This window comes from Salinivirga sp., from assembly GCF_055145285.1.
Genome location: NZ_JBSRDC010000070.1, coordinates 1 through 22,639, shown reverse-complemented (window position 1 = coordinate 22,639; position 22,639 = coordinate 1). Strand labels below are relative to the sequence as shown.

At 39.6% G+C, this 22,639-nt stretch carries 22 protein-coding genes; 6 read left to right on the top strand and 16 right to left on the bottom strand.

Annotated elements, in window-relative coordinates; translation table 11 throughout:
* Positions 1-22: 22 nt before the first annotated feature.
* From ACTB0Y_RS14760 to ACTB0Y_RS14690, 15 genes are all read right to left on the bottom strand, one after another.
* Positions 23-1,600 (bottom strand): amidase, encoded by a 1,578-nt coding sequence (locus ACTB0Y_RS14760; RefSeq protein ID WP_463207598.1) that lies wholly within the window; start codon positions 1,598-1,600, stop codon positions 23-25.
* A 117-nt stretch (positions 1,601-1,717) separates the two neighbouring features.
* Positions 1,718-2,554: a twin-arginine translocase subunit TatC gene (gene tatC, locus ACTB0Y_RS14755; RefSeq protein ID WP_463207597.1), complete on the bottom strand. Its 837-nt coding sequence runs from the start codon at positions 2,552-2,554 to the stop codon at positions 1,718-1,720.
* A 41-nt stretch (positions 2,555-2,595) separates the two neighbouring features.
* On the bottom strand, positions 2,596-2,844 hold the full coding sequence (locus tag ACTB0Y_RS14750) for a Sec-independent protein translocase subunit TatA/TatB (protein ID WP_463207596.1): 249 nt from the start codon (positions 2,842-2,844) through the stop codon (positions 2,596-2,598).
* Positions 2,845-2,959: 115 nt separating this feature from the next.
* Entirely contained in the window at positions 2,960-3,826 is an 867-nt protein-coding gene (locus ACTB0Y_RS14745; protein WP_463207595.1) for a UbiA family prenyltransferase, read from the bottom strand.
* Between the two features lie 5 nt (positions 3,827-3,831).
* The gene (gene coxB, locus ACTB0Y_RS14740; RefSeq protein WP_463207594.1) at positions 3,832-4,749 is read right to left on the bottom strand and encodes a cytochrome c oxidase subunit II; all 918 of its coding nucleotides are present in this window, start codon (positions 4,747-4,749) and stop codon (positions 3,832-3,834) included.
* Positions 4,750-4,761: 12 nt separating this feature from the next.
* A complete protein-coding gene (locus ACTB0Y_RS14735; RefSeq protein ID WP_463207593.1) occupies positions 4,762-5,049 on the bottom strand; it encodes a cytochrome C oxidase subunit IV family protein in 288 nt (95 codons plus the stop codon).
* Positions 5,050-5,061: 12 nt separating this feature from the next.
* Entirely contained in the window at positions 5,062-5,661 is a 600-nt protein-coding gene (locus tag ACTB0Y_RS14730; RefSeq protein WP_463207592.1) for a cytochrome c oxidase subunit 3 family protein, read from the bottom strand.
* Positions 5,662-5,673: 12 nt separating this feature from the next.
* Positions 5,674-7,296, bottom strand: coding sequence for a cytochrome c oxidase subunit I (locus ACTB0Y_RS14725; RefSeq protein ID WP_463207591.1), 1,623 nt, complete (start codon positions 7,294-7,296; stop codon positions 5,674-5,676).
* A gap of 1 nt (position 7,297) precedes the next feature.
* Positions 7,298-8,071, bottom strand: coding sequence for an SCO family protein (locus tag ACTB0Y_RS14720; RefSeq protein ID WP_463207590.1), 774 nt, complete (start codon positions 8,069-8,071; stop codon positions 7,298-7,300).
* A 72-nt stretch (positions 8,072-8,143) separates the two neighbouring features.
* Entirely contained in the window at positions 8,144-8,539 is a 396-nt protein-coding gene (locus tag ACTB0Y_RS14715; RefSeq protein ID WP_463207589.1) for a DoxX family protein, read from the bottom strand.
* Between the two features lie 56 nt (positions 8,540-8,595).
* Positions 8,596-9,510 (bottom strand): c-type cytochrome, encoded by a 915-nt coding sequence (locus ACTB0Y_RS14710; RefSeq protein ID WP_463207588.1) that lies wholly within the window; start codon positions 9,508-9,510, stop codon positions 8,596-8,598.
* Between the two features lie 3 nt (positions 9,511-9,513).
* Positions 9,514-10,869: an NrfD/PsrC family molybdoenzyme membrane anchor subunit gene (nrfD, locus tag ACTB0Y_RS14705; protein WP_463207587.1), complete on the bottom strand. Its 1,356-nt coding sequence runs from the start codon at positions 10,867-10,869 to the stop codon at positions 9,514-9,516.
* Positions 10,870-10,880: 11 nt separating this feature from the next.
* Positions 10,881-11,849, bottom strand: a complete 969-nt coding sequence (locus tag ACTB0Y_RS14700; protein WP_463207586.1) for a 4Fe-4S dicluster domain-containing protein — start codon at positions 11,847-11,849, stop codon at positions 10,881-10,883.
* 3 nt (positions 11,850-11,852) lie between these two features.
* On the bottom strand, positions 11,853-12,182 hold the full coding sequence (locus ACTB0Y_RS14695) for a cation transporter (RefSeq protein WP_463207585.1): 330 nt from the start codon (positions 12,180-12,182) through the stop codon (positions 11,853-11,855).
* Between the two features lie 16 nt (positions 12,183-12,198).
* Entirely contained in the window at positions 12,199-12,663 is a 465-nt protein-coding gene (locus ACTB0Y_RS14690) for a hypothetical protein (RefSeq protein WP_463207584.1), read from the bottom strand.
* 408 nt (positions 12,664-13,071) lie between these two features.
* On the opposite strand from ACTB0Y_RS14690, the gene ACTB0Y_RS14685 reads away from it, so the two are divergent.
* From ACTB0Y_RS14685 to hemH, 6 genes are all read left to right on the top strand, one after another.
* A complete protein-coding gene (locus tag ACTB0Y_RS14685; protein WP_463207583.1) occupies positions 13,072-13,416 on the top strand; it encodes a hypothetical protein in 345 nt (114 codons plus the stop codon).
* A gap of 81 nt (positions 13,417-13,497) precedes the next feature.
* On the top strand, positions 13,498-15,582 hold the full coding sequence (locus tag ACTB0Y_RS14680) for a TonB-dependent receptor (protein ID WP_463207582.1): 2,085 nt from the start codon (positions 13,498-13,500) through the stop codon (positions 15,580-15,582).
* Positions 15,583-15,667: 85 nt separating this feature from the next.
* The gene (locus tag ACTB0Y_RS14675; RefSeq protein ID WP_463207581.1) at positions 15,668-16,879 is read left to right on the top strand and encodes an MFS transporter; all 1,212 of its coding nucleotides are present in this window, start codon (positions 15,668-15,670) and stop codon (positions 16,877-16,879) included.
* Entirely contained in the window at positions 16,863-18,242 is a 1,380-nt protein-coding gene (gene hemN / locus ACTB0Y_RS14670; RefSeq protein ID WP_463207580.1) for an oxygen-independent coproporphyrinogen III oxidase, read from the top strand. The genes ACTB0Y_RS14675 and hemN overlap by 17 nt, the downstream gene beginning before the upstream one ends.
* A gap of 44 nt (positions 18,243-18,286) precedes the next feature.
* Positions 18,287-19,681: a protoporphyrinogen oxidase gene (hemG, locus tag ACTB0Y_RS14665; protein ID WP_463207579.1), complete on the top strand. Its 1,395-nt coding sequence runs from the start codon at positions 18,287-18,289 to the stop codon at positions 19,679-19,681.
* Positions 19,678-20,688, top strand: a complete 1,011-nt coding sequence (hemH, locus tag ACTB0Y_RS14660; protein ID WP_463207578.1) for a ferrochelatase — start codon at positions 19,678-19,680, stop codon at positions 20,686-20,688. The genes hemG and hemH overlap by 4 nt, the downstream gene beginning before the upstream one ends.
* Positions 20,689-20,691: 3 nt before the next feature.
* Here hemH and ACTB0Y_RS14655 read toward each other — a convergent pair whose 3' ends face one another.
* Complete coding sequence (locus tag ACTB0Y_RS14655) at positions 20,692-21,747, bottom strand: SDR family oxidoreductase (protein WP_463207577.1); 1,056 nt, start codon at positions 21,745-21,747, stop codon at positions 20,692-20,694.
* Positions 21,748-22,639: the final 892 nt, after the last annotated feature.

Here is a 22,639-nt window from a genome sequence, read left to right as displayed (position 1 = left end):
TTAAACATAAATTACCCAATAGCTAAGGTTTAAACTCCGGAGCTTTACGATGTTTTGTACCTTGCTCGTAGGCATAGGCAATTTCCAACAAAACGGGTTCGCTCCATGCGCGACCAAAAATCGAAATACCAACCGGCAAATCCCCGGCAAAACCCATGGGCAGCGTAATATTTGGATAACCGGCATGCGCTGCCGGCGATGAGCTCCCCAATTGAAAACTGTCGCCGTTTACATGATCGGTTTTCCAGGCGGGTGAACCTGTTGGGGCCACTATAGCATCAAGGTCGTGTTCATGCATTACCCTGTCGATTCCCTCTTCACGGCTGCCTCTGTTAAGTTTGGCCAATGCCTCTTTATAAGCAGCTGAGTTTAATCCGGGTTTTTCATTGGCCATTTCTAAATACGCCTGATTAAAATACATCAGTTCAACAGAGTCATTTTTATTAAAATCAATAAGTTCCTTCAGATTTTTAATTGGCGTATCATCTCCCAAAGAAGAGAAGTATTTGTTTAGCCCATCTTTATATTCAATAAGCATCACCTCAAAAGATGCAGCGCCAGTGCCATCTTGTTCAATTTTATCAATTTCTATGATTTCGGCTCCTCGTGACTTCATAAATTCAATAGCCTGAGCCATTAGCGTATCTACTTTAAAATTTCTACCGCTGGCTCCTGTGTAGAAGCCAATACGTTTACCATCCAGTCCGTCGCTATTAAGAAACTGTGTATAATCTTTGTAGTTATTGTCTTCAGAAGCATAAGTTTTACTATCTGCCGAATCGACACCGGTGAGCGCTCCCAGGCAAATGGCCGCATCTTTTACTGTGCGAGCCATAGGTCCTGCTATATCCTGCGTAAAAGAAATGGGAATAATGCCGTCGCGGCTTACCAGTCCGACGGTTGGCTTAATGCCCACCACCCCATTGGCATGAGAGGGACACACGATGGAACCGTTGGTTTCAGTGCCAATGCCCAACATCGACAAATTGGCTGAAACGGCTACAGCTGGCCCGGAACTTGACCCACATGGATTACGGCTGAGTACATAAGGATTTTTTGTTTGTCCGCCCACAGCGCTCCAACCGCTTGTGGATAGCTCACCACGAAAATTGGCCCATTCGCTGAGGTTGGCCTTACCCAAAATAATAGCTCCGGCTTCACGGAGTTTCTGCGCCAAAAAACTATCATCCGGAGGATATGAATCTTCCAGGGCAAGTGAACCCGCAGTTGTAGGCATCTTGTCATGCGTGTCGATATTGTCTTTCAACACAATGGGAATTCCGTGCAAAGGACCAGGTGTTTTACCATTTTCCCGTTCTTCGTCTAACTGGGCAGCGATATCCATTGCATCGGGATTCACGGTTATAATTGCATTTAACTCCGGTCCATCTTTATCTACTTGTTTTATGCGATCAAGATAATATTTAACTACCTCCTGAGCAGTAAATGCACCAGACTCGTATCCATCCTGCATCTCAGTAATGGTGATTTCGTTGAGTGAAAGATCATTTGTATTGTTTTTGGTGTCTTTTTGACAACCAGTTGCTATAATAAGGGTAAGTATAAACCCAATAATTGTGAAACGGAATATTTTTTTCATAACAGCAATTTAGGTTAAGACTAAATGGAACAGCAATAAAGATAATAAAATATAGGCGGTTTTTATAACAAAAATTATTATATCTCGGGCAAAAAAACGTCAGGCAAAATATAATAATTATACTTCTTGCTTTCTGCGCATCAGTCGTCGTTCCATACGTTCTGCAATACGTATACACAGCTCAAAAAGGAGGTACAATGGAATAGCTACCAAAAATTGGCTAATAACATCGGGTGGCGTAATAACAGCTGATATAACAAAAAAGAATATCAACACATGCTTACGATATTTTCTTAAAAATGCTGCTGTCACAATCCGGTTGGCAGTTAAGAACAAAACCACTAAAGGCATTTCAAAAGCAATGCCAGTAGCAAGACATAGCATTGCAATAATACGCACATAAGAACCTATACGGATTTGATTTTCGATGGTGGAATCGAGCTCATATGTATTTAAAAAATCTATCGTGATTGGACTCAATAGAAAATAACCAAAGCTCACGCCAAGAAAAAACAGAAATGAAGACATGAACAATGAAAAGTGATACCCCATTCGGCTACCAGGTTTTAGAGCAGGTTTCACAAAATTCCAAATTTCCCGGAGTATCCATGGCATTGCTATTACAACGCCTGCTATCAGTGAAATAACTAAATGCGACTTAAATTGACCTGCAATTTCAAAATTAACTACTTTGACAGGTTGCTGATTAATACAAATTGCTTCGGATCCGATTAGGTTGCCAAGCCGACAAAACAATTCGTTTGTAATAAAATCGGCGTTTTGTGGGCCCAGTATTACGGTATTGAAAATAAAATCTTTAAATAAAAATGCAATTACAGCAAATAGGACAATGGCTACAATAGAGCGAATAATGGTAACCCGGAACAACTCGATATAATCGAAAAACGACATTTCCTCATCAGAAGCTTTATTACGGGAGAACAGACCAAACATAGAATGTAGATTTTAGCGAAAAGCGATCAACTATTGCGGTCTCAGGATTTTTTGTTTTTGTCAGATTTACCCTTTACAGAATCTTCTGAATCTTCCTGTTCCTTATCGAAAGTCTCAGTGCTATCAGTGCCATCATTACTGGCATCCTTAAATTCCTTAACTCCCTTGCCAAGGCCACGCATCAGTTCAGGAATTTTACGTCCACCAAATAATACCAAAATAATAATGGCAACGATGATTAATTCGGGACCGCCAATAATACCGAGTAATATGGTCAGAAGTGTATTCATTTTATTTCCTTTCTAAATCTATTTTGTGCATTGCAAAATACAACAATCTGGTCAGACTATAAAATAACGTATTTGAAAATTATCACAAATTTGCCATTACCCTTATAAATTAGGCTTAAAAACCCAACAACAGGCTATCGGCTGCTATTAATAATAAAAATATCACCATATAAATACTCACAAAGTGTTGTAATTGATCTTTTAACACCTGTTCTCTTCTAATAAAAGCAATACGAAAAAATGCAAAAATAAGCAAACTATTGAGCAATATGATGGCAGCCACAATTACCGGGTTTTGTACCAAACCAAAAAATGGAAAAAACAAAGCGGCAAATGATGTGGTAACTACCCATAAAAGCAAAAGCAGACGTGTTTGTCGTGAGGCTACTGCCCCAACAGACACTTTAAAACCTGCGCGGCGGTATTGTTCACGATATTTCACAGCAAGTAAAAGAAAGTGCGGTATTTGCCACAAGAACATAAAACCGGCCAGCATTGTGATAGCAGGGTCTGTAATGGCTCCCCCGCCACCAACCCAACCAATAACAGGAGGCAAAGCACCAACGAGGCCCCCCGGAAAAATGGCCAGTGAAGTATGCTTCTTGAGGGGTGTATATATTCCATTATACAGCAATATTGTTCCCACACCAATGATGGCTGATGCATTATTTACCAACCAAAGCAATAGTGAACCCGCAACCAATAAAACAATAAAAACCAGCCGTGCCTTATTAATGGTTATTTGACCGGCAGGTATGGGTCGTTTGGCTGTGCGTTCCATCAAAGCATCTTCATCTCGTTCCTGTATCTGATTCAAAACCGATGATGCACCCGATAAGAGCACTACTCCCATTGCCACCAAAGCAGCAAGCCCTAACTCATCTGCCCCGGAAAAAACATAACCGATTATAGCCGACAGAGCTACAGCAAGAGTAAGCTTAATGCGAATGAGCCGCGTCAATATAAAAAGTGTGTTATTCAAATCGTTTATTCCATTGTTTTCAGATAATCCACAATCTTATCAATATCCTCATCATCAATCACACCTTCGTAAGACTGCATGAGGCCTTTGCTGAAACCTTTCACTACATCTTCATCAGGGTTGAGAATAGAATTTTTCAAATATGCTTCATCCACCGTTATTCTCCGCTCCTCACCATTGGTAATTACAACTTTTTCAGTACCATACAAACCTTTAAAACTACTTCCCACCAGCTTACTTCCATCCCTGGAATGGCAGGCAAAGCAACCGTTGGATTTGACTACGTCAAAACCTTCTGGCCTATCCGCTTCCTTTTGCTGGGTAAGGTCAGCATACCACGTATCGAATTCAGCGGAATCGAGCACACGGGTTTCGGTGGTCATTGCGGAGTGTAACATACCACAATACTCTGCACACAAGATTTCATATTCACCAATATAGTAAGGCGTGAACCACATATAGTTATCATATCCCGGAACCACGTCTTCTTTTACCCGGAATGCGGGAATAAACAAACTATGGTTTACATCCTCCGAAATCAGGTTAAGTTTTACCGGTCGGTTTACCGGGATCACCAAATCCCCGGATGATTTGCCATTTTCATACACAAACTCCCATTCCCACATACGTCCGACGGCATCAATCTCCATGGCATCGTCCGGGACATTGCGCATAGGGGCAAATCCCATGTAACCGTAATAAAACATTAAGATAACTAAAATCAGAGGCACAATGGTCCATAACAGTTCCAATTTCACACTACCGCGAAATTGCTGGGGTTTGTCGTTCTTTTTCCTTTTATAACGAATAACCACGTAAATCATAAAAGCCGTAATGGCAATGATGAAAAAGAACGATATGGCAAAAATAAATACAAATGCCTTGTCGACACCTTCTACAAAATTTGAAGCTCCTGAAAACATAATTCAGTGTTTTTAGCGTAATAAATAATCAATAAACGTAATACCTACCACAATAGCAAACAGTAATAAAATAAGCAGTACCATTATCCTGAAAACCATCTCATCATATTTCAGATGCATGAAATAGGTCAATACAAGTCCACCTTTTATCATGGCAACTGCCAGGGCAACTCCTACTGAAAATGCGCCAAAATTAATTTGCGTAATCAGTACTGTGATTGTGGTTAGCACTAAAAGTGCAATTAGTACAATTAAATGGGAATTGTATGTTGAAATATGATGTTTCTTGTTATCACTCATGATGAATGTGCTTTAAGTTACCAAATACAATAAAGGGAACAGGAATATCCAGATAAAATCGACAAGGTGCCAGTAAAGGCCGCTGTTTTCGAGAAAAATAAATTTATCGCTATTGACAACTCCTTGTTTCACTCTAAAAAATACAATTGCAAGCAATATTACACCTACAATAACGTGCAGGGCATGCAAGCCGGTCATCATATAATATAAGCTAAAAAAAAGAATTTCGCCATGCTCCATATTTTTCATCACTTCGGAACCCGGATAAAGCTGATACTCAAATTTATGCCCCCATTCAAAATACTTATTCACCATAAAGATGCCTGCAAGTAAAATAGTAACTATAATGAAGCGCATGGCGTGCTTTTTATTTCCCCGTTGAATAGCGGTAATAGACATAGCTACCGTAGCACTACTTGCCAGCAATATTACAGTATTCATGGTACCCACAAAAACATTCAGTTCCTCAGCGGCAACATGGAAGTCGGCTGAATACTTTGCTCTGAAAACAGCATAGACTAAAAAAAGGCCACCAAAAAGAAACATTTCTGTGAAAATAAATATCCACATCCCCATTTTAGAACCTATATCATCTCTCATATCATGTGACATATGCAAGTAGGATTAACTATCAGATTCAGTTGTTTTAAACGTATATGGTCGCTCGGTAATGACCGGTATCTCATCGAAATTTTCGTGTGGTGGTGGCGATGCAATTTTCCATTCCAGCGTAACACCTTTCCAGGGGTTGGCCGGTGCTTTCTCACCACGTTTCACATGGATAAAGAAGTTATACAGCATCATCACAATACCTGTAATCAAAATAAATGCACCTATGGTAGAAATGAAGTGTCCGGTATGATATTCAGGAAAGTAATCGAAGTATCTTCTGGGCATTCCCTGTAATCCAATCACAAAAAGTGGAAAATATAGAATATTGAAACCAACAAAAATTACTCCCCATGCGATGTTGGCCAGTTTAATGTTGTACATACGACCATAAATTTTCGGATACCAATAGTGTAGTCCGGCAAAAAATCCAAATCCCATCCCGCCAAATACTATGTAATGAAAGTGGGCAACCACAAATGAGGTATCATGCAAATGAACGTTTGTTGCAAGCGCTCCAAGAGCCAGCCCTGATAGCCCGCCAATCATAAATAAAAAGATAAATGATATGGCGTAGAGCAACGGTGGCTTCAGATCTATGGATCCTCCGTACATGGTCGAAACCCAGTTAAATACCTTAATGGCACTGGGCACAGCCACAATAAAGGTCAGGAATGAGAAAAACCACCTTGACCAATAGCCAATGCCCGAAGTAAACATGTGGTGCCCCCACACAAAATATCCAACGGCAGCAATGGCAACACTGGATAATGCAATGGCTGTATATCCGAATACGGGTTTTTGACTAAATGTGGGAAATATTTCTGTAACCACTCCCATGGCAGGCAAAATCATGACATACACAGCCGGGTGGGAATATATCCAAAAGAGGTGTTGAAATAACACGGGATCGCCACCCAGGGCAGGATCGAAAAAGCCAATATTTAAAGTTCGCTCCGCAATGACCATAAGTAAGGTAATGCCAATTATAGGCGTAGCCAAAACCTGAATCCAGGCAGTAGCATAAAGTGACCAGGGAAAGAGTGGCATTTTAAACCATGTCATGCCCGGCGCACGCAAACGGTGTATGGTTACAATAAAATTAAGCCCGGTAAGAATGGACGAAAACCCGAGCACAAAAGCTGCGGTAAGCGCCCATATTACACTGGTAGAGGATTCGGCACTATATGGAACATAGAAGGTCCATCCGGTATCTGGCGCGCCTCCTCCCACGAATTGACTAAATATTGCTAAAATAGTTCCGGCAATATAGATGTACCATGACAGTAAATTAAGTCTTGGAAACGCCACATCTCGTGCACCAATTAAAATGGGCAGGAAAAAATTACCAAAAACGGCTGCCAAACCCGGTATCACAATAATAAAAATCATGATTATACCATGCAGGGTAAATATACCATTATAGGTTTGCGGATCCATTATGGTTTCGCCGGGTGCAATTTTCTCAATGCGCATGAGCAAGCCAAAAACAGCTGCTACCAGAAAAAACACCATTATGGAATAGAGATATAGTAATCCAATTCTTTTATGATCGGTTGATAATAACCAATTCAGTATACCCTTGTAAGGTTTGTGCTCTAAATAACTCTTTTGATTTGTAACTTCGGAACTTTCCATGTCAGGATTTTTTATCAGATTTTTTACGACGGATTAAAAGAATACTAAAAGTGAGTACGGCAATAAAAATAATAAATATCCCCATCACCTTTGTAATTTGCAGCGTATAACCCTGGCTTTTGGGATCGTATGAAAAACAATACTGCAAAACTTTATTAATGGTTGGCCGCTCAACACCTTTTTGGGCTTCATTAACAGCCATTTTTAAATCGAAGGGTAAAAAATCAATACCGTAGAGGTAACGGGTAATCTTACCATCAGGGCTAACGACCATAATTGCTGAAGGGTGCGCAAAATCCACACCTTGCGGTTTATACTTAAACCCAAAAGCATCAGTTATGGTTTTTATATTTTCCTGTTTTCCTGTCAGGTATTTCCATGCATCGCGGTTTTCTTCACCAATTTTTTGCACAAAATTTTTCTTTTTCTCTTTGGCTTTTTCCGGCGTGTCTTTAGTATTAAAGCTAATAGTGATCACTTTGTAGTCTTTACCTATTTGCAATTCGGTTTTGGAAACCACATCGGCCAGGCCATCTAAAAGGGGGCTGCATAGTCCGGGGCAATCAAAATATACAAATGAAAAGACCGTTGGTTTATCAATAAGCTGCCCCAAAGTAACAGTATCATTGTGCTCGTTCAGAAACTCCAGGTCCATGGGAATGGTATCTCCAAGATGTTCAATGATTCCAACTTCAATGTTTACGGTTTTATCTTGTGCAGTTGTTTTACTAACAAAAAACACACAAACAGATATAATTAAAAATAAATATTTCATATTGCTGTTTTACTTTTCTTTTGTTTTACATCAAATTAAAATCTCATTATTAGAACCTTAGCGTATATTATATTAATTTTCGGCTTCATTGATTTCATTTGAAGATTTACATGCACCAGCTATCATTAACGAACCTCCCATCAGCGACACATCCTTTACCATAGAAAAAACGACAAAGTTCACGTCTAAATCCCCGGGAGTAAACAAATGTGGTATATGGATAGTTACAATAAAAAGGAACAAGAGCCCAGCCAGGATGTAGGAAGACAATTGCACGAATTTTTTTGTAATTATGCTGATACTGGCAGCAAGCAATAGAATTCCCACAAGAATAATAGTAAACCCTCCACCAGGCATGAAAGATGTAAGCATAGCGGCATAAAAATCGATCATTACAAAATGATTAATGCCCATAAACGCGAAAGGCAATGCGTAAAGGATTCGGCCGATCATTGTAAGTTTGTTCATAAGGATTAGATTTAAGTTAGTATTTAAGCCACTAACAGTCAATTAACAGTAATGGTTCATGAGTCTTCCAGTTTCTTTCCCAACAAATAAATGCGGCGCAATTGCAACAGCACATAAAAAATTGTAACCCAAACCAGTAATACGCCAAAAGAATAGGATAAAATAAGCCAAATGGGTGCTTTCGAAGCCACATTCCACATAGCCCGTTGCTCTGTTAAACCAGGCTTACGTGTAGGAACTCCAAATGCTAATGTCGTATCAATGGATACTTCTCCATATAATTCCTGATTACTCAGACTTGCGAATACATTAACCAGACCGGAAGAATCTCCGGGTAAATCATCGGGTAATGCAAACACAACTTCACCTTCCTTATTTGTTTTCTTTGGACTTTCTATGGGGAGTTTCCCAAAATAACGTTTAGCAAAAAGCTTAACTTCAGCACCGGCAATCGCTTCCTCATTGCCCTCCTTGAGACCTTGTACATAGCCCAAAATTTCCATTTTCTCTTTGATAAGTTCGAGTGCAATTGAGATACCCTGCCCCTCGAATGCCGACTCTGCAACTTTCGTGGCCACTTTTTGCACATACGCATCATTGAAGCTTCTGATATATGCTACCACATTCCAAATTTCAGTTTCCGTGAGCGCATTAGCAAAACCAGGCATGGCACCTTTACCATTCACAACCTTGTAGTGTATCTCTCCATCGCTGTTGCGCTGAATTTTTTCTGTGGTAATATCGCCCGGTTCAGGTTGTAGTTTCAAATAGTTCATTTCACCCGGATTGCCATGGCACGATTTACAATTGGCCATATAAACTTCTTCACCAGATTCCACAGATTGCTCTGTAAAAGCAAAAGTACTTAATTTGGCAGAATCTTCAGCAGGTACTACCCATTCACTCTCTGACTGGGCTGTTAATATTGTGAAACTTAGCACTGTGACTAATATCGTTGTAATGATTTTCATAATTTATACCTTTTCAGCATTTTGTTTTAAGGCCTTTTTATCGATATCCTCTGCTACTTCCCAAATAGGAATCACTGGAAACAATTTTGAAAGCACGGTAATAATCATAATTACCAAAATAAATGACCCAGCAGTAACAGCAGTTTCTATAAGCGTTGGTGTATATACTTTAAAAACTTCCGGTACATGTTGAATAGGTAAATAAGGATGCTCCTGGGTTGGTACCACTATAAGATAGCGCTTCAGCCATGCACCAATTAACACGAACACCGATATTGCTGTTAAGGGAAGGGGCCTTCGCATTTTCTTGAAGAACAATAAAAAGATTGGTAATATTAAACCGGCAATTTGTGTAAACCAGAATGTAAGTGCATGTTTACCAACAAATAATGCATGTAAGTGAATGGCATCAAATTTTTTCAGTTTATAGGCGGGCACCAAAAACTCGTTGATATTGAAATAAAGATATACAATGGATACCAAAACAAGAAGTTTTCCAATTTTATCGAAATGTGAAAATGTTAAGTATTCTTTCAATTTATAATTATGACGGAAAAAGTACATGGCGATAACCAGAGCAGCGGCACCTGCGACAAAAGCACCCGAAAGGAAGTAAGGGCCAAAAATCGTACTGTCCCAACCTGGTCTTGGGTTCACTGCAAGCAACCACGAGGTAACCGTATGAATCGCAAAAGCTGTTGGGATAATTAAAATTAGCAAAATACGGATTATGCGATACAAAATGCGATACTGCTCATTCTTATGCAGCCATTTAATCGAGAGAATGTCATAAGCTTTACGTAAAAATTTCGGTCGTCCTTCGAGCTTGTGTTTACTTATGGCCAAATCGGGCAAAAGCGTCACATAGTATAGCAATAAACTGAGGGCAAAATAGGTAGTTACAACAGTCACGTCCCACAGTATGGGCGATTGAAAGCGTCCGTACATAAACACATACGGCAACCTGTCGGGGCGCCCCATGTCGGAAACAATAACTAAACCTGCAATGGCAGCGAATGCAACTGCGATAATTTCAGCTATTCGTCCAATAGGTTTTATCCAATCGTAACCAATAAGTCCCAGTACACCACTAATAAGCATTCCAATAAGGCTGGCAGCCACAAAAAACACAAAAGTTGCGATATACATTCCCCAGCTGATAAAATCTCTGAGACCCGTTACACCCAATCCTTCGCGCAATTGGATAGAATAGGCATAAATGCATACGCCAAGGGCAATTGCTAAAATTGCAAACCATATCTTAAAAGCCCAGCCAATATTTACAGGTCGCAAAGCATCTGCAGCAACCTTATCAATTGTTTCCTGCCGGGCTATTTGATGTTCAGAATTCGAAGACATAATACAATAATTTAAGCGTGATCGGTATCATCTAAGATGCTTTTCTCGGGAAAATCGAAAATACGACTCTTAGGAGGTAAATAATAAACTCTTGGCTCAGTTCCCAATTCGGGCATGAGGCGATATCCCGCATTATCGCGAAGCAATTTACTAAAACGCACAGTTTCCTTGGTGGTGCCGTTTGTCACAGCATCCTCGTTTTCATCACCAAAGTAGAAAACACCATTAGGACACGCCGAGACACAATAAGGTAACTCTCCATCTCTTAGGCGGTCGGCACTAAACAAGCATTTTGAAATGGTTCCCTTTTTCTGGGGCACATTGAGCTCCACATCGTAAGTTTTACCTTTATCCTGTTTGGCATATTTCGGCTCTTGCCATTGTACCATACGGGCAGAATAAGGGCAGGCAGCCACGCAAAACCGGCAGCCAATACAACGTTCATTATCTATAAGCACAATGCCATCCTGACGTTTATAGGTTGCATCAACCGGACATACTGATACACAGGGTGGATTGTCGCAGTGCTGACAAGGCTTGGGCATATGGTAAGGTGGTGTATTTTCAGTCTCCTGCATTTGCAGGGTATTGATATGATATTCATAAGGTCGAAGCCGATGAGCAGATTGACATGCCTTTACGCATTGTCTGGCGTTACGACATTTTGAGAGATCGATAACCATGACCCAACGTTTACCCGGAATTCCGTCCCGCCCTCGTTCCTGGAGGGCTTCAAGATTGGGTTTTGCATCTTTCAGCTCATTTTTATTGACCTCTACAAGCTTATTATCAGAGGTTAGCACTTTTACCTTATCACCTTTCTCCTTGGATTGTTCATATTGAAAACCCGTATACATGGCCGCTGCTCCTGCCACAGATGCAGTCCCAATTAACCCAAGTTTCTTGAGAAAGTCACGGCGGGATTGTCTTCCCTTATCTTCTTGTTGATTTTTGCCGTTTTTGGGTTGCTCTTTTTCCATAAATTATTCGTTTGAAACTTTTTCTTTTGAATTTATGCCGGTTACCTTATAACCTTTTTCGGTAATCACTGTTTTTACTTTTTCCAATTCGATGCTGGCAGCATCATATTCCATTGATGCTTTGCCCGTTTCATGATTAGCCTTAATGCTTTTTACACCATCAAGTTTCATTACATTGGCCTCGATAGTTTTCTCGCAGCCATTACACGTCATTCCATCGATACTCATTTCAACTACCTGAATATCTGGCGCATTGGCTTTTTGGTCTTTTTCTTTGTTATTACAGCCAATTAAAATTGTAAGTGTAAGTAAAATTATGCTAAGTACTTTCATTTTGAATATTTTATAGTTAATAATCAAGCTTAAGTATTCTGCCTTCAGTAAATCCAAAGAACTGTTCCTTCTGAGCAATTTGAATGCCGTCCAGCAAATCGGCTTCAGTTTTACCATAAGACTTGAGGCACATTGGACAAGCCATTACAATAACCCCCTTTTGCACCAGTTTATTAATCATTGCTGAAGATGTTCCTTCGTACCCCTCCATGTCATACACATCTCCACCTTTTATTATTGCATTTATTGCTTCAGCATCGATAGATACGATAACATCTTTACTTTCTTCCATTTTGACGGCAATCGAGAGTCCCATCAAAACTTTTCTGGCCTCATTTGTACTTATGTGCACAAACATACCGTCGGTTTTTGGACTTATTTGAGCAGATTCATTTTCTGCAGGGTCATTTGAATTGGTTTGAATACAATTGGTAAAACTAAAAACCAGCATAGCAATGAGAGAAATAAAAATTTTATGCATGTTAGTAAGTTTTAAGTAGAACTAATTTCTAAGAAATATATGAATTATTTGAGCCAGAGACAAAAAAACACACTTTAACACCTTAATTTATAAAAAGTCTAAATTAACTGTGAATCAGCAATTAACAAGTTATATGAATAACAAATATACAACACAGCATTGGTTAACTGACATTTATAATAATTGGCATTTTTCATTCAAATTCACTCTTTTATGATCGCGGAAGCATCTTTACACCTGGTGTCTGAAAATCCTTAAAAATGAATACAGATATCTAAAAACTATAAGATCAAAACAAAAATGATTTACATCAACTCTCCAATAGTAATCAATCAACATTATTTAATGTGGCACAAATTTGGCTATTAAGAAATCAATAACTTATTTTGAGCAAAGGGAAATTAATACATGTTTTATTTCGGAATACTATCATCTTACATTCCTTACTTGCTATTCTTCGTGGCATCTGTGTTTTATTTGGGCTTTAATTATGTGCAGAACACAAAACCTGAAGCACAAGTAGTTAAAACCATAACTGCCACCGAAGATACTGAGCATGCTTTTGCTGAATCTTCTACAATAAGTTTCTCAGACATTTCAGCTGAACAGTTTCAATTGGTCGATAATGACCATCAGAGATTCACTTACACTGATAAAAACAGGGCGCACAAAAATATTCTGCCTTGCTTAAAAATCTATTTTTATTCCCCATACAATTTCCATTTTTCGCGCCCTCCTCCTACAATGGCTTAATCCAAATCTTTTTTATTACTGGTATTTTAAGAAATCACTGTTTCAATGCTTGCCATTGTAAAACATTAATTTTAATCTATTATGCGCACTATATTTACACTACTCATACTTACTATTGCACCATTGACTTTATTTTCCCAGTTGATGTCAATTGGCAAACCCGATACCACAACCGTTCCCAGTATTGAACTGGGCGAAATTGTAATAAGCGGGTCGAAAAACAATATGAAATTGAAAAATTTGCCAGCCTCAGTTTCTTTAATGACTCAGACAACCATCCAGGACGACAACATCAACAACCTGCCAGATGTAACGGCTATTGCTCCGGGAGTTTTTATGCCCGATTACGGATCGAAGCTCACTTCACCGATTTATATTCGTGGTATTGGTTCAAGAATCAATGCCCCTGGGGTAGGGCTTTATGTCGATAACGTACCTTACTTTGAAAAATCGGCTTTTAACTTTAACTTTTTTGATATTGAGAGAATTGAAATTTTACGCGGCCCTCAGGGTACGCTATATGGACGTAATACCATTGGTGGGGTTATTAATATAAAAACACTTTCGCCTTTGGATTTTAACGGTGCGAAGGCCAAAATAGGAATTGGTTCTTATGGCCAGTATGAAGCCAATGCAGGATTTTATCATCAGTTTAATAAAAAATTCGCCGCTTCTTTAACGGCCATTTACAATAAAAAAGATGGGTTTTACACCAACGAATATACCGATAATCAGGTGGATGAATCAGAAACAATCGGTTTTAGGAACAAACTAATTTGGAAACCTATCGACAATTTAACTATAAGCAGTATCGCGTCTTTCGAGCACAGCGACGAGGGTGGTTATCCTTATGCGATTTATGACAGCGTGGAAGGCGAAGCAATGCCCATAAACTACAACGAATACAGTTCATATCTCCGTGATATGTTTTCAGAAGCGCTTGTTTTTAATTATGAAGCAGAAAAATTCGATATTAAACTCACCTCTTCGTATCAGATGCTCGATGGCCAGCAAGAGATCGACCAGGACTTTACACCTGACTCCTTATATTTTGTGGAACAGGAAGAATTGCAACACATGCAGTCCAACGAGCTCATTATACGCTCAAAGGATAATGCTACCTACAACTGGCTGTTTGGGGCATTTCAGTTTTCGCAGCAATTTGATAAAACAGTGGATGTAACGATTCACAATCCCGGCATGACTGTTTTGAAAAATTATGATCATCGGATTATGGGTGGTGCAATATTCCATCAATCAGAGTTAACCCTGGGGAACCTGACTTTAACAGGTGGAGTACGTATAGACTTTGAAAAAGACAAACAAGACTACACTTACGACAGAGTTATGGCTGGAACAACTACCCCTGTTGATGACACCACAGCAAAAAGAAAATTCTTTGAGGTTTTGCCTAAAATTGCAGCCAACTACAGGTTTAATGGTACCAATATTTATGCAACCATTGCCCGGGGATATAAAACAGGCGGATTTAATTCCAGTTTTGATGAAAATTATCCGGAACACATGGAATTCAAGTCAGAATACAGCATGAATTATGAAGTAGGAGTAAAAACAAGCCTGATTAACAAGCAGCTTTATGCCGATCTTGCTTTGTATTACATCGACTGGGATCAGCAACAAATTTATGAGACCAACCCAAGCGGAAGAGGCAGCCACCTTACAAATGCCGGACAATCAATTAGTAAAGGGATAGAACTCACATTAAAAACGGTCCCTTTCTGTGGTTATGTTACTACAATTACCTATGGGTACAATCATGCCACGTTTGAAAGCTACGTAGTTAACGATTCAGTTAATTACAATGGTAATTTTATCCCATATGCCCCAAGACACACTATTTCTGCCCGCTTCAGTAAAAGCTATCAATTGCAACATACAGATGTATTGGACAAAGTCAGAATTAGCCTGCTCTATACCGGAGTTGGTAAAATATACTGGGACGAAACCAACCGTACAAGTCAGAATTTTTACAGTCTATTCTCCACAAAGATCTCATTTATCAAGGATGAATTTGCGTTAAACTTTTGGCGCAAAAACCTATTGGAAACAAAATACCATTCATTTGCTTTCGACGCTTTGGGTAACCAATATGTGCAACCTGGCACACCATCGCGTTACGGTGTAAGCATGACTTATAACTTTTAACAATCATAAAAGAGGAAATCTGCAGGGTTTTTGCTGTAGATTTCTCTTTTATTGTAACTTTCAGCGTTTTTTAACAGTAATTGCAATGAATGGACAGAACTGGCATAAATTCCCATTACTTTTTAGTCTTTACATAGCTCAATCTATCCCGATGAGCTTTTTTTCCACGGTTGTTCCTGTAATAATGCGCCAGGAAAACTATTCATTGGAATCCATAGGCCTGCTCCAACTCGTAAAATTACCATGGATACTGAAATTTCTATGGGCACCCATAATCGACAGCAAAACCCATAACAGCCGGCAACTCCGGCAATGGATAATTGTTTCGGAGATTTTTTATGCCATCATTATCTTTGGTATAGGCTGGCTTAATTTACAAACCTCATTCAGCTTAATTGTTGTATTAATGGTAGTTGCTTTTACTGCTTCTGCTACGCAGGATATTGCTACAGATGCCTTTGCCATTCTCATTCTCAAAAAGAATGAGCGAAGCCTTGGCAACAGCATGCAATCGGCCGGTAGTTTTGTAGGAAGCCTGATGGGGACAGGTGTATTGCTCATTGCCTATTACTACTTTGGTTGGCAGATATTGCTATGGCTTTTGGCTTCATTTGTGCTTTTTGCCCTAATTCCCCTTCCATTTTACAGGCGTAAAAACCCGGTAGAAAAACCTGAAGTTAAAACCGTTACACCGGCAGCCATAAAAGGATTCTTTGCCCGAAAAGGCATGCACAAACGTGTATTATTACTAATCTTCTATTACTCAGGAATCATTGGCACACTTGCCATGCTAAAACCTTACATGGTCGATTTAGGGTATACAATCAAAGAAATTGGTCTCATGTCTGGGATATATGGCACTTCAGTAGCCGCCCTGATGGCGTTTGTCGGAGGTTTTTTACAACGAAAGATAGGCAGACGAAAAGCACTGTTTTTATTTGCCTCCATAAATCTATTAACCGCTATTTGGTTTGTATTTATGTCGCTTAGCACACCGGGGTTAGCCGCATTATACACTGGTATAGCATTGCTCTGGGGTGGTTATGGACTATCAACCATAGTAATTTACACCACATCAATGGATATGGTAAGAAAAGGTTATGAAGGAACCGATTTTACAGTACAAATCGTTATTACGCACCTTAGTGGCCTCATTTTTGCCGTAGTTAGTGGTAAAATAGGCGATTTACTAGGTTACACCGGTCTGTTTTCAATTGAAGCAGCCTTTTCCGGTATCGCCCTTCTCACGGTGTTTTACGTACTCTATAAAAATCAGAATTATGCAAGTTCCGGATAGTTTACTAAAAAAATATAACGTCCCCGTGCCGAGGTATACAAGTTACCCCCCGGCAAATCATTTCAGCGACGATTTTAATGGCAATAATTACGGAGATCTCTTGATAGAATCCAATATGCTCCAGCCGGAGCTAATTTCCATATACATTCACATCCCTTTTTGCAACAAGATGTGCTATTATTGTGGTTGTAATATGTGTCTTGCCGGCGACAAACATCTTATAAAACCTTACATTCAGGCTTTAAAAAAAGAAATCACCATGGTTGCGGCCCATTTGGAAAAAAACCGCAAAGTAGCACAAATACATTATGGCGGCGGCACGCCCAATTCCATTAATTCTGAATTTATAAAAGAAATCAATGAATACCTTTTCAATACATTTGAGTTTATCGACAAACCCGAAATTGCCATAGAAGCACACCCTGGTCATTTGGATGAAAAATATATAACAGACCTTAAAAAAGCTGGTTTTAACCGTTTCAGTATGGGCATTCAGGACTTTGACCCTGATGTTTTAAAAGCGGTCAACCGCGACCCTGCAAGAATGCCCGTGCATGAACTTATGCACTTGATGCGCAGTGATAACCCGGAAGTTGCAATTAACCTCGACTTTATATACGGATTACCCTTGCAAAATCCGGCAAGTTTCGTCGAAACCATGGAAAAAGCAGTAAAGCTTCAACCCGATAGGCTTGTGACTTTTTCATACGCGCATGTGCCGTGGATTAAAAAACAGCAAGAAATACTGGAAAAGAGAGGTTTGCCATCTACAGAAACAAAAATGGAGATGTTTCTTGCAGCATACCATTTTCTTATCCATGCGGGATACCATGCCATCGGCCTCGATCATTATGTGCGCGAAAACGATGAGCTGTATATTGCTTTACAAAACAAACAACTGCACAGAAACTTTCAGGGCTACGCCACTCGTCGCACCACAGGCCAGGTATACGCCTTTGGCATGTCTGCAATTAGCCAGACCGAAAACGGGTATGCCCAAAACGAAAAAGACACAAAAACCTATATTGATAAAATAGAAACCGGGCACTATGCCACAGTAAAAGGGATGCATGTGAGTCCAGAACAAATTAAAGTGCGCGAAGTAATTACCCATTTAATGTGCAACAAAGAGTTCGATTGGCAGGAAATGGCTGATAAACTGGGTATTACACAAGAAAAACTGAAAACCATTGTACAGCCGGATGAAGCTGCTTTCAGTATGTTTGAAAAAGACAAACTTATTAACCCCAAAGCCAATGGATTTGAGGTGACTGAAATGGGCGCTCTATTTATTCGCAATATTGCAGCCGCTTTAGACCCAGCCTATAAAGAGCAAAAACAAAAATATTCCAAATCGGTTTAAGGTATTATTACGAGTAGCTGAGAAAAATTTGGTTTACTGTTTTAATGAATCGTCTGAAAAGTGCAAAGGGTATGAAAGAAAACAAACACAAAGACATTGTAATTATTGGAGCAGGCATTACCGGCCTCACATTAGCTTTTTATCTTCAAAAAGCAGGCAAAAATGTTGCTGTTATAGATCAGGCAAATCATGTTGGCGGTGTTATTCAAACCCACCATGAAAATGGATTCCTCTATGAAAGCGGCCCTAATACCGGCGTACTCACCAATCCGGAGTTGGTAGAATTATTCGAAGACAATGAAGAAGCTGAGTTAGAAACCGCCAATGCCGATGCTAAGAACAGATGGATACTCAAAAACAACCATTTCTATGCCCTCCCTTCAGGCCTGACATCGGGAGTTACAACGCCTTTGTTTTCGCTAAAAGATAAATTCAGAATATTGCGAGAACCCTGGCGCAAACCCGGAAAAAATCCGCATGAAACACTGGCGGATATGGTGAGACGTCGAATGGGCAAATCATTTCTCGATTATGCAATAGACCCATTCATATCAGGAATATATGCCGGCGATCCTGAAAAGCTTATCCCCAAATATGCATTGCCCAAATTATACAACCTGGAACAAAATTATGGCAGCTTTATTCGTGGTGCAATGCAAAAAAAGAAGGAACCGAAAACAGCGCGTGATTTAAAGGCTACCAAAGAAGTTTTTTCGGCAACCAATGGGTTACAAACCCTCACAGAAGCCATTGCGAAAAATATTGGTTACGACAATATAGAACTTGATGCAAAAAACGTTTCTGTTGCTCCCCTTGAAAATGGTTTTAAAACCACGTGGAGCCAAAATAACCAAACACTTACCATTACGTCTGACAAGGTAGTGTCAACAGTACCTGCACCTTCAATTGATAAGATTTTTGCCTTTGCCGACAAACAAAAGTTAAAGACAATTACAGAGCTCACATATGCCAAAGTTGTGCAGGTAGTCCTTGGTTTTAACAAATGGGATGGGCGAAAACTTGATGCTTTTGGCGGATTAATTCCTCGGTTGGAGGAACGTAAGGTACTTGGAATACTATTCCCATCATCCATATTTAAAAACCGTGCACCGGAATCAGGAGCACTTTTATCAGTTTTTATGGGAGGCATGCGGCATCCGGAAATTATTGAACAAACGGATGAAGCACTCTTTGCACTTGCTCAAAAAACTGTAAAAGAGACATTAAACAGCAATAATCAACCAGAGATGAAGCATATTTTCAGATATGAACATGCCATACCTCAATACACTGAAACAACCCCTGAAAGAATACAAGCTATTGAAAGCCTTGAACAACAATACCCGGGACTTATTCTGGCTGGAAATATCCGCGATGGCATTGGTATGGCTGACCGGGTAAAACAAGCAGTGGAACTAAGCAAAAAACTTGTGTCATGAATCAAAAACCCAAAGCCCTGATACTCGTCAATACCGGCACACCTGATAAACCCACAGTTTCGGCCGTACGCAAATATCTCTTTCAGTTTTTGAACGACAAAAGAGTTATCGACATCCCCTGGCTGTTCCGGAAACTTCTTGTAAACCTTATCATCGTTCCTTTTAGAGCTCCAAAATCGACTAAACTTTACCAACAGCTATGGACAGAAAATGGGTCACCGCTACTCATCCATTTACAAAAACTGACAAAAAAAGTAGAGCAAATAATCGGTAAACAATACGATGTGTATGGTGCCATGCGATATGGAAACCCCGCCTTCAGGGAACTATTAAACAGCCTGCAAGAAAAGAAGTATGAAGAAATCGTCATCATGCCGCTTTTTCCGCAATATGCCACTTCTACTACCGAATCAGTAGCTGATATTGTAAATCAGGTACTTCCAAAGTGGAAGAAACAGCCAAATATTCACTTTGTAAGGCAATTCTACAATCACGCGGCATTTATTCAGTCTTTCACCAAACGCATAGCTGCATACGAACCACAAACATATGACCATATTATTTTTTCGTACCATGGTTTACCATTGCGACATGTAGATAAAATGCATCCCGGCATAAAAAGTGAAACATGCCCGTGTGTTGAAGAACTTCCTGTACATGGTCAATATTGCTACAAAGCCACAACTTACCACACCAGCAGGCTAATGGCCCGGGAGCTGAATCTTTCCAAAGAAGACTATACTACGTCATATCAGTCAAGATTATCGAAAAACTGGTTACGCCCATTTACCGACGAAACACTAATTGAACTGGCCAAAGAAGGCAAAAAACGCATTTTAATCGCAGCCCCTGCATTTGTAGCCGACTGCCTGGAGACCACCATCGAGCTCGGAAATGATTACAAAGAGCTTTTCAAACAGCATGGCGGTGAAAAATTAGAAATGGTCGAAAGCTTAAATGACTCAGATGACTGGGCAAAAGCTATTAGCATGATCATTGAAAAATAATCATTATTTTTTCAGCAGGCCATCTTCCTCTAACTGCTTACCATGATCTCGCAGGGTATCATCCGGCTTTGTGTAATTTATGTCCAAATCTTTCTGACTGTAACTATTATCAAAACGCAATTTAATACCAAGGTTTCGCTTTAAAAACTTCCATGTAAAACCTTGCAGAGGCCCTAACAGATACAATAAAAATGAAGGTAGTACCTTTTTCGGAATTTTATTATTCTCAGGAAAAGCCTGTCGTAATTTTTTAGCTATCTGAATGGCATCCAGCGTATCCGACACTAAAACATGGCGGCCACTGGCTTGCTCTTTTAATGCGCCATTTACATGAGCCTGAGCTACATCGCGCACATCAACCACCCCAAAACTCAAATCGGGCACACCTGTTTTGTATTTTCCGCTCAGCAGGCTTAACATAAAATCGATACTGGTGGAATCTTTTCGCTTAGTTAAGGACGGGCCAAGTACAAACCCAGGGTTAATTACTACCAATGACCACTGTTGCTGAGCCTCATTTATTTCCCAGGCAGCTTTCTCAGCAAGCGTTTTTGATAAAGCATATGGCTGATGCTTTTCTGTGCTTGTTTCATTCCAGATACGCTCATTAAAAACCTGCTCTGGAGTTTGCTCTATGTCGATGGCATCCCCGTGTATTGCAACAACACTGGACGTCAGCACAACCCTGGTAACCGTGTTTGTTTTATTTACAGCCTCCAACACATTGCGTGTACCTGCCACTGCGGGTTCTATCAAATCTTTTTGCGCATTCTTAATGCCCGATATTTTAAATGGTGATGCCATATGAATCACAGCATCAGCCCCCTGAACAACTTCGTCAAAACTGCCTGGGTTTAAAAGATCTGCTTCAAAAGTCTCGAGGTTACCCGTACTTTCACTGGCCAGATTTAGAATATGCTCGTATTTTTGTTTCTTCGATTTATCTCTAACTGTTGTGCGGACATCGTGGCCTGATTCCAGTAATTTTTTCACTACCCAGGAAGCAATATAACCTGTTCCCCCGGTAACAACTATGGTCTTGTTTAGTTCTTTTGTCATAATAAACTCATTTACTTGATAAAACAGGATATTGACGCATTTGTTTGTCAATTACATTGCTAAAGTATTTGTTTCAAAAGTATTAATAAAAAGTAAAGGTCTCACACGGGGCGAGACCTTTACGATCAAGTTTAATTGGTGTTTTTGCTTTTCACCTGTTTTGTGCATGAAAACGATACATGGTGAAATAGGGATTGATTATTAGCAACTTAAATATTTCTATTTTAGGTGTCTCGTTCTGTTTCGTTCAATATAATTAAACTGTGTTACATAAATCCAGGTATTTATGATGATTGATTTCTTTGATCCTTTTCCTTGATGAAAAGGATCAAAAATCAAGATCAAATTACACTTCACCCCGCTCTGTTCAATAAATTAAATGACATATAAAAGCTGGACAAGCCTCTTTTATGTTCTTTATATTCATTGAACCCCGATTATGAAAATATAGCGCAACTGCCTTCGACAGTTGCTAATATTTTCTATATCGGATTTACTCTCATACAATCCATAATTATGATTTTCAATCATTTTATGGATTAATTCGAGTAGAACATTCACCCCTGCGCTGGCCCGCCAACGGCTTTAGCCCTCACGAGTTTACAAGTAATTTGGTCTGGCCAACCCGCCTTGGGTCTTGTCGTTGATAAGCAGTAAAAAGTTTGCCAGCTAGCCGCATGAAGAAAAATGCGTTATGAAAATCTACTTGTTATGGCGTCAAAGTTTGCGCTGTTTGAGCTCCGATTTTTTAGAAAAAATCGGAGTCTTGAGTTTGGCGTTTTACTAGATAAAATCACGACTTTTTTTTGGAAGTTGTGATTTTTTTTACTATTTTTATCTAGTTATATGACTAGATATGTTTAATTAAAATTTACAATTATGGGTTATTCTA